The sequence below is a fragment of the Pseudochrobactrum sp. AO18b genome (genome assembly GCF_000409565.1).
Classification (GTDB): Bacteria; Pseudomonadota; Alphaproteobacteria; order Rhizobiales; family Rhizobiaceae; genus Pseudochrobactrum; species Pseudochrobactrum saccharolyticum.
Genome location: NZ_ANNO01000317.1, coordinates 20,838 through 29,932, shown reverse-complemented (window position 1 = coordinate 29,932; position 9,095 = coordinate 20,838). Strand labels below are relative to the sequence as shown.

The 9,095-nt window shown below is 53.4% G+C and carries 8 protein-coding genes; 1 reads left to right on the top strand and 7 read right to left on the bottom strand.

Annotation, left to right across the window (positions count from 1 at the left end; all coding sequences use genetic code 11):
* Window positions 1-34 precede the first annotated feature (34 nt).
* From A918_RS0112680 to A918_RS0112650, 7 genes are all read right to left on the bottom strand, one after another.
* The gene (locus A918_RS0112680) at window positions 35-1,453 is read right to left on the bottom strand and encodes a M20 family metallopeptidase (RefSeq protein ID WP_028233762.1); all 1,419 of its coding nucleotides are present in this window, start codon (window positions 1,451-1,453) and stop codon (window positions 35-37) included.
* A 26-nt stretch (window positions 1,454-1,479) separates the two neighbouring features.
* Window positions 1,480-2,355: a hypothetical protein gene (locus tag A918_RS0112675; protein ID WP_022711426.1), complete on the bottom strand. Its 876-nt coding sequence runs from the start codon at window positions 2,353-2,355 to the stop codon at window positions 1,480-1,482.
* The gene (locus A918_RS0112670) at window positions 2,355-3,356 is read right to left on the bottom strand and encodes an ABC transporter ATP-binding protein (RefSeq protein ID WP_022711425.1); all 1,002 of its coding nucleotides are present in this window, start codon (window positions 3,354-3,356) and stop codon (window positions 2,355-2,357) included. Before A918_RS0112670 ends, A918_RS0112675 begins: the two co-directional genes overlap by 1 nt.
* A complete protein-coding gene (locus A918_RS20370) occupies window positions 3,353-4,354 on the bottom strand; it encodes an ABC transporter ATP-binding protein (protein ID WP_022711424.1) in 1,002 nt (333 codons plus the stop codon). Before A918_RS20370 ends, A918_RS0112670 begins: the two co-directional genes overlap by 4 nt.
* Window positions 4,354-5,253, bottom strand: coding sequence for an ABC transporter permease (locus tag A918_RS0112660; protein ID WP_022711423.1), 900 nt, complete (start codon window positions 5,251-5,253; stop codon window positions 4,354-4,356). Before A918_RS0112660 ends, A918_RS20370 begins: the two co-directional genes overlap by 1 nt.
* Window positions 5,250-6,227: an ABC transporter permease gene (locus tag A918_RS0112655; protein WP_022711422.1), complete on the bottom strand. Its 978-nt coding sequence runs from the start codon at window positions 6,225-6,227 to the stop codon at window positions 5,250-5,252. The genes A918_RS0112660 and A918_RS0112655 overlap by 4 nt, the downstream gene beginning before the upstream one ends.
* A 252-nt stretch (window positions 6,228-6,479) precedes the next feature.
* A complete protein-coding gene (locus A918_RS0112650; protein ID WP_022711421.1) occupies window positions 6,480-8,105 on the bottom strand; it encodes an ABC transporter substrate-binding protein in 1,626 nt (541 codons plus the stop codon).
* 117 nt (window positions 8,106-8,222) lie between these two features.
* Here A918_RS0112650 and A918_RS0112645 point away from each other — a divergent pair, with 117 nt between their 5' ends.
* On the top strand, window positions 8,223-9,086 hold the full coding sequence (locus A918_RS0112645; protein ID WP_028233761.1) for a MurR/RpiR family transcriptional regulator: 864 nt from the start codon (window positions 8,223-8,225) through the stop codon (window positions 9,084-9,086).
* The last annotated feature ends 9 nt before the right edge of the window (window positions 9,087-9,095 follow it).

The following is a 9,095-nucleotide window of genomic DNA, read 5'->3' as shown; positions in this document are numbered from 1 at the left end:
TTTTTTTTCGTTTCATAATCACTTTAAACGACCATCAGCCTTTAGACATATCCAGCGGCGGCTCAACGCCTTCGCTCAACGGGCTGATATAAGGTGTGCGGGCTGTTTGCGCAGCCAATGCTGCCTTGGCATCCGCCATCAGCACCGGATCACTCAGTACAGCAAGTCCGGTTGCGGCCATTGCTTTTGCCACATGCACCATGGCTTTATGTGCCGCCGGAGATTTGCCCTGCGCCACCACCTGCCATGTATGGAAAGGCGTGCCGATGGCCACTGTCGGCGCATGAACCTGCACAGTCGGCACCACCCAGCTGACATCGCCAATATCAGTCGAGCCGATCTGCGGCTTATGCGGCTGATCGAGCGGCACTAAGAACTCTGCCAATGGCGCATCAGTTTCCGGCATTCCAATCACATTATATACGGAAGAGATTTCTTCCGGTGAAAGAGTGGCACGGATTTTGCGGGCATAATCACGATCCTGATCGTCAAATTCCGGTGCGCCCAGCTCCTGCATGGTGCGATATAGCGCCTGTTCCAGCGGCTTGTTGCCCAGCGTATTGGAAACCGCGCTGACGATCTTCATCTCCATACGGGTTTCGGTCATCATCGCCGCGCCCTGCGCAATCTTGTTCACGCGGTTCACCAGTGACAGCATGGTCTGCAAATCCATCGCACGGATAGAATAGCGCACCCGTGCATGGGCTTGCACCACATTCGGTGCAATGCCGCCGGTATCCAGCAATGCATAATGAATACGCGCGTCAGACGGCATATGTTCACGCATATAATTGACACCGACATTCATCAGTTCAACCGCATCAAGCGCACTGCGTCCAAGATGCGGCGCAGCAGCGGCATGAGAAGCGCGACCGGTAAAGATGAAATCCGCACGGGTATTGGCCAGCGATAAAGCCGGAGCCACTTCCCAGAAGCTGTAAGGATGCCACGAGATTGCAACATCTGCATCGTCAAAAGCACCGGCACGCACCATAAATGCTTTGGCCGCACCGCCCTCTTCCGCAGGGCAACCATAATAGCGCACACGCCCCGGAATTTTATTCTCAGCGAGATAATTCTTGAGCGCCACTGCAGCCAGCAATGCCCCCGCGCCCAACAGATTGTGGCCGCAGCCATGGCCATGACCACCCACTTCAATCGGACTATGCTCGGACGCACCGGCCTCCTGACTGAGACCCGGCAGCGCATCATATTCGCCCATAAAAGCAATAACCGGCCCGCCTTCACCGGCCTCGCCAATCACAGAAGTCGGAATACCGGCAATGCCCTCGGTCACACGAAAACCGTGATGCAGCAGCTCGGCCTTATGTTCAGCCATAGAGCGCTCTTCGGTATAGCAAACCTCCGGCATTCCCCAAACGCGGTCGCTCATTTCGATGAGGCGCTGCTTTTCGTCCTCAACCTTCTGCCACAAGTCCTGACGATCATTCATGCTCATTGGATCATTCCTGCATAAAATTAGAGATTGGTTGCTTCTTCGAAGACAAGTTCGGATGCGGGCGGGATACGCCCCTCAAACCAGTAAGCCGCGGCTGCACGAGACATGGCAGCGCCGTCATGGCCGACACCGACCACATCAATCAGCTTCCAGTTGAATGGCATGCCTAAGCTCTGCGCCTGTTTCTGTGCAAAATCATAGACGAAATATGCCCGTTTATAGCGGGAAGGCCCTTGCGCAAATGCTTCCGGCTGATCCGGCAAATTCGGGTCAGCCTCATCAATATCCTGATCACCGGCAAAAATATGCATCGGGTAGGCAAACCAACGGGCAAGCTGCGTCTCGTCGAGACCAATACCGCCCATACCTTCTGGAAATTTACGTGTCAGATCAGGCAGTGTGTACCAGCCCGGATTGGCCGCAACAACATCCGAGAAAATACTGTGATCCTGCGTGGCCAGCAGACGGTGCGAGAACTGGCCGCCAGCCGAATGGCCATATAAACGCGCCTGTTTCTGCGTGGTCACACCACCGGCCTGAAGGGCTGCAAGAACACGCGCAGGCACACCATAAAGCCAATCCTGCTTTTCACGCACAAGCCCTGCACTTTCATCGAGAATCAGCCCGTTATTATAGCTTTCCGCCATCGGGAACTGAGCATCAGGGAATGTCGGTGCAACGATCAGCAAGCGGTGTTTTTCAGCCGCCGGAATCCAGAAATCACGATATTCATCGCCATTGCGCAGCATACCATGCTGCACGATAATCACCGGATCTTCAGGACTATAGCTTTCAGGGCGGTAGAAATTTACTTCCAGCGGTCTGTCCGGATGATACTGATCAACAAACGGCAGCGTGCTGCGTCCGGTTTCTGGACGAAGAATGGTGGTAGTCATTATGTCTCCGGATTATGCAAATGACAGGCAGCGCTCTGGTCGGCTGTCACATCTTTTAGTTCGGGGCGGCGCTCGCGGCATACCGGCATGGCATGGGCGCAACGCGGATGAAACGGACAGCCGGAAGGCGGTGCCAGCGGTGACGGCAGATCACCGGTCAGTGGCTGGAAATCGCGTTTGCGACGGCTGATCGACGGGCTGGCATTAATCAGTGCCGCGCTATAGGGATGCGCAGGTTTGCTGAAAATTGCGGATGCAGAACCAATCTCAACAATGCGGCCGAGATACATGATCGCGATCCGGTCACTGATATGCCGGACAACGCCGAGATCATGGCTGACAAACAGATAGGTCAGCCCGTAGCGGGCACGCAAATCCATAAACAGATTGATCACCTGCGCCTGAATAGACACATCAAGCGCAGATACCGGCTCATCGCAAACCAGAAAATCAGGCTTGACTGACAAAGCGCGGGCAATGCCGATACGCTGACGCTGGCCACCGGAAAACTGGTGCGGATAGCGGTCACGATAGGCGAGATCCAGTCCCACCTCTTCCAATGCTTTGTTTACCGCACCGGCAATCTCGGCTTTCGGCATCAGGCGATGCACCTTCAAAGCCTCACCAACAATCTGGTTCACCTTCATACGCGGATCGAGCGAGGCATAAGGATCCTGAAAAATCATCTGCACTTTCAAAAGAAAGTCGAGCTTTTCACGGCCCTTGAGCTTTTCAACGGCGCGACCGTCATAAAGCACATTACCTTCTGTCGGCTGATAAATACCTGTAGCCATACGTGACAGCGTAGACTTACCGCAGCCGGACTCGCCGACAAGTCCCAGCACCTCACCACGTTTGATGCTCAGGTCAACTCCGTCTACCGCACGCAAAACCCGCGCCGGTGCGGCCTGCCCTGTCAGGCGCAGAATGCGGTCAGCCATTGTGGATTTGGAGTGAAAATGCTTCTTCACTCCGCGCATTTCAAAAAATGCATCACTCATGGTCTTGCCTCCTGAGCAAATGTCTCACGGACAGGCAGTGATACCGGATTGTGACAACGGAAAATCCGCCCGTCGATCACCTGCTGTTCGGGATTAACTTCTGTACAAACCGGTTTGACACGCTCGCAGCGGGTGCGGAACGGACAGCCGCTTGGTCGGTCATCAATGCGCGGTGCATTGCCGTCGATCTGGTGCAGGCGCTCCCCCGGCTTTACCATGCCGGAAGACGAATTCAGCAGACCTTGCGTATAAGGATGCAGTGGTCTGTCCAGCACATCATCGACCGCACCGGTTTCAACAATCTGCCCCGCATACATTACCGCCACACGGTCGGCGAGTTCGGCCACAACGGCAAGATCATGAGTAATCCACAGCACGGCAGTACCGGTTTCCCGTGCCAGCTTCTGCACTTCATAGAGGATCTGGCTCTGAATGGTCACATCCAGCGCTGTGGTCGGCTCATCGGCAATAATCAGATCGGGATTATTGAGCAATGCGGTGGCAATCGCCACGCGCTGGCGCATACCACCGGAGAACTCATGCGGATATTGTTTGAGCCGCACTTCTGGTGAGGAAATGCCAACCCGCCCCAGCGCATCCGCCGCCTCTTTCATCGCCTGTGCTTTACCACAGGAACGATGTTCAAGGATCGCCTCACACATTTGCTCACCAATGGTCAGCACCGGATTAAGCGTGGAAAGCGGATCCTGAAAAATCATCGCAATGCGGTCGCCGCGTAAATTACGCAGACGTTCATCGGATGCTTCACGCAGATTTTCGCCATTGAACAGGATTTCGCCTTCAACAATTTCCCCCGGCGGATCAATCAATTGCACCAGTGAGAAACCGGTGACAGATTTACCGGAACCGGATTCTCCGACAAGGCACAATACTTCGCCGCGCGCAATGCTCAGATCAATACCATCCACCGCAGGCCATGCACCGCCCAGCAGATGAAATACGGTTCTTAAGCCCTTTACTTCAAGCAAAGCTGTCATCACACGCCCCTCGCATTAAAGCTGCGACGCAGGCGGTCACCGACAAAATTGAGAGAGATAATCAGCAGAACCAGTGCAATACCCGGAAAGACTGCGATCCAGTATTCGCCCGACAACAGATAATCAAATCCATTGGCAATCAGCAGACCGAGCGACGGCTGCGTAACCGGCACACCAACACCGAGGAAGGACAATGTGGCTTCCAGCGTGATGGCACTGGCAATACTGATGGTGGAGATCACCAGCACCGAGCCGATAGAGTTGGGCAGCAAATGCCGGAGCATAATATAATGGGTCGGCAAACCGAAATTGACGGCCGCTTCGATATATTCTTTACGGCGCTCAACCAGAGCGGAAGCACGCATAAGACGAGCATATTGCGCCCATTGCACCAGAATAATCGCGAGGATCACCTTATCAACACCGCGCCCGACCGAGGCCAGCAGCACCAGTGCCACCAGCATTGACGGAAAGCCGAGCATAAAATCCACCACGCGCATGATAATCGCATCGGCAACACCACCGAGTTGTGCGGCCAGCAATCCGGCACTCACACCGATGGTCATGGCACCAAGTGTCGACAGCAGACCGACCAGCAGGCTGGTACGCAAACCATAGAGGATGGCGCTGACCATATCGCGACCTTGCGCATCGGTGCCCAGCCAGTAGACCGAACCCGTCATACTTGTTGAGCCCGGTGCAAGACGGTTATCCATCACGCTCAAAGAGGCCAGATCATAAGGGTCTTGCGGGGCAATAAAAGGCGCCAGCACCGCCAGCAAAACCAGTAACCCAAGCAGAATACCCGCACCGCGTGTTGTCGGTTTGTTGCGGATGCTGCGCAGCACTTTCTGGCGCAGCGGTGTATTGGCATAATCCGGAATAATCGGCTTATTCATACCATATCTCCGGAAAGTTTGACCCGCGGATCGAGAACCGCATAGAGTACATCGACCATGAAATTCACAGCGACGAACAGCAGCGTGGCCAGCAGCACATAGGCAACTACCACAGGACGGTCGAGCTGGTAGATACTGTCAATCAGCAGCTTGCCCATGCCGGGCCATGAGAACACGGTTTCGGTAATGGTGGAGAAGGCAACAAGACTGCCGAATTCAATGCCGACAACAGTCACAACCGGTATCAGAATATTGCGCAGCACATGGCGGTTGACGATGCGCTTGCGGCGTACACCTTTGGCGCGGGCGAATTTCACATAATCCTGTGTCAGCGCTTCGGTAGTACCCGCCGCCACAAGGCGGATCATCAGTGCCATATTCGGAATAGCAAGATTAAGCGCAGGCAGGATCAGATGGCGCAGACCATTGGTGGTGAACAGACTGGTCTGAATGCCCAGCACCGAGACTGTTTCGCCCCGCCCTGCGGTCGGCAGCCAGGCAAGTGCCACGCTGAACAGCAGCACCAGCATCATGCCTTTCCAGAAACTTGGCAGTGAAAAGCCGATGACTGTTCCCGCCATAATGAAACGCGACGGACGGCTGTCAGGATTAAGTCCTGCCAGAAGACCCAGCGGAATACCGACAACGGCAGCCACTGTCATCGACAGCAGCACCAGTTCAAATGTAGCTGGCAGGCGGGCAAGAATAAGCGAGACCACCGGCACACCGTGAACGAAAGATGTGCCGAGGTCGCCTTTCAGCGCATTGCCCAGAAATGTGAAATATTGCTGCCATACCGGCAGATCGAGCCCCAGACGTTTGATCAGAGCCAGCCGTTCGGCGGCACTCACCTGCGGGGGAACAAGAAGTTCAATCGGATCACCAATGCCATATACGGCAAAGAAAACAGCGACCGACACGGCAAGCAGCACCAAGGCGCTCTGGATAAGTCGCTGCAAAATATAAGCTGTCATGACATGCTTCTCGGACTATCATTCTGTCAGGATGGCCAAAGCATGGCGCAGTGAAATGAACAGATTAAACTGCGCCATACGGCCACGAAAGAATCCGGAGCGGTCTCAATATTCCAGCCGGAATGTAAGCCGCTCTGGCTTAGAGCGCCGTGTGCCAGACTGGCACACAAAAGTCGCTCTAACACTTTAAAATGAGAGCATAATTTTACCTTAAACTAATCCAAGTTTGAGGAATTATGCTCTAGCCTTCAGTTACTTCGCCGGCTTGGCAGACATAGCCATCGTGAACTGATCTGAACGACCGGTATAAGTGACATTGGCCTTATGAGCCCAGATACCGCTTTCGAAATGCAGCGGAATGAAAGCATAGTCTTTCATCACTTCGGTCTGTGCCTGCTGGAGCAATTCCGAACGCTTATTATCGTCCATTGTTGCAACAGCTTCATAGATCAGCTTGTCAAAAGCAGGGTTGGAATAGCCGCCATAATTGGAGCCGCCCAAAGTGCCTTCTTCATTCGGCTTTGCCGGCCACTGGCGCAGGAAGGATGAAGCTTCACCACTGGTGGAACCCCAGCCGCCGATCGCCACACTCAATTCCTTCTTGGAACGGCGCGGGAAATAGATGGCGCGGGTCATCGCATCCACATCCGACTTAATGCCGATCTGTGTCAGATATTGCGCCACAGCCTGTGTGATCTGGCTGTCATTGATATAGCGGTCATTGGTGGTGGAAAGTGTCAGCTGGAAACCGTCCGGATATCCGGCTTCAGCCAGCAGTTTCTTGGCTTCCGCAGGATCATAGCGCAGTTCCGGCGGGTTTGGCAGTGTACCGAACATGCCCGTAGGCAGGAACTGATAGGCAGGTTCCGCCGCACCGTCCATCAGACGGGAAACAATAGCATTACGGTCAATCGCCAGCGACATAGCCTGACGGACACGCACATCTTTCAGCGGGTTTTTGCCGTCAGCAGCTTTGACATAAGGGCTTTCATCACGCGCCACATCAAGCTGATAATAAATCACGCGTGTTGAAGGTGTGATCGTGTAGCCGAAACGCTTGTCATCCTTGATGCGGGACAGATCGCGGGCAGCGGGATTTTCGATAATATCATAGTCACCGGCGAGAAGACCGGCAAGACGCGGACCGGCATTCGGAACCGGCAGGAAACGCACAGCTTCCCATGGCTCGGCTTCGCCCCAATATTTATCGTTGCGTTCCAGCTCGATAGCAGAACCGCGCACATAGCTTTTCAGCTTGTAAGGGCCGGTGCCGATCGCAAGCTTGCCGTCATTGAAATCACCAACCACCGGCCATGCACCGGTCACACCGCAATTCTGCTCCGGTGCGAAACTGATCTTGTCGTGTTTGACGATTGAGGAACTCAGAATACCAACAGTGCCGATAAAAGACGGAAGCAGCGGCTCAGGCGCTTTGGTCTTAATTACCAGTGTCTGTGCATCAGGCGCTTCAACAGACTCAAAATTCGCGGTAATGTCCGCAAAGGAACCAGCAATCGCTGTTTCGTTTTTCAGCGTACGGCAGAAAGTAAAGATCACATCATCGGCCGTAAAAGGTGAACCATCAGAGAAAGTCACGCCTTCCCGCAATTTGAATGTCCAGGTATTCTTGCCGTCATTCTCCCATGAACTTGCAAGAGACGGGTGTACATTCTGCTTTTCATCCTGACGGGTCAGTCCGTCAAATATATGGACTGCCAAAGCATTATTCGGTGTCAGATCATGATAATGCGGATCAATTGCAGTCGGTTCTGATCCGAGCGCAATGCGCAGTGTTTCAGCCGATGCCGCACCGCTCATCAAAGCAGAGCTCAGCAGAGTTGTTCCCAGCAGACTCGCCACGAGCATTTTTTTATACATAAAAGTCTCCGTTCCCCAACGAATGTCATTTTTGATATGATTGTCATTATATTTGACATGGTTATTTTCAAAAATAGAGTATATGAAAATTTTATGCCGTCAACACCGGAAACCATCATGTCGCAAACTTTGAATCCCAAGTCCGATTTTGCCAACCGCATGTCAGCGGCATATCCGTCCTTCAGCAAATCCTATCGCCGGATTGCCGATTTTGTTCTGGCAAAACCGCTGGATGTCGTTGCAATGTCGATTGAAGGACTGGCTCATGCCAGTGGCAGCTCGACCGCCACAATCACCCGTTTTGTACGCGCGGCGGGCTATAGCGGCTATGGTGAATTTCGTGAAAAAATTGTCTCGGATTTTCAGTTTTCACCGTCAGAAAACAGATTAAACAGCGCTGAAAACGCCCAGTCCGGCCAGCAAAGTGCCTATTTGCATACTGTTCTGGCCGATTGTTCTGACAATATCAAAGACACAATGGCCAATATTGATACGCCTTCATCGGAAGCGTTTATTGAAGCCATTATCAATGCCAGACGCATCATCATTCTCGGCACCGGCGCCAGCCATTACGCGGCGACATTGCTGGAAGAAGGACTGGCTCTCTATACGGAGAAAAACGTATCCAATATTCTATCGCGCGGCGCATCCCAATATTCCAACAATTTTGTGCGCTCGGTGGATGAAGGTGATGTGGTTATCGCTATTTCCATGCCGCGTTATTCCAACAATACCGTGCAGCTTTCCAAAGCTGCCAAGCAAAAAGGGGCAGTGATTCTGGCAATCACCGACAGCCCGACATCACCGCTCGTTCAGGTTGCTGATACGATCTTTTTCGCACCGGCGCGGAACCGTTTGCTGCCGAATTCTCCGGCAGCAATCTTTGCGCTGGCAGATGCCATTGTGACAGCGGTCGCGGCACGCCGCCCCGACATTGTCGCCTCCACAATCGGAAGCCCGCCGGAAGATTTGTTTTTATAAATAAAACAA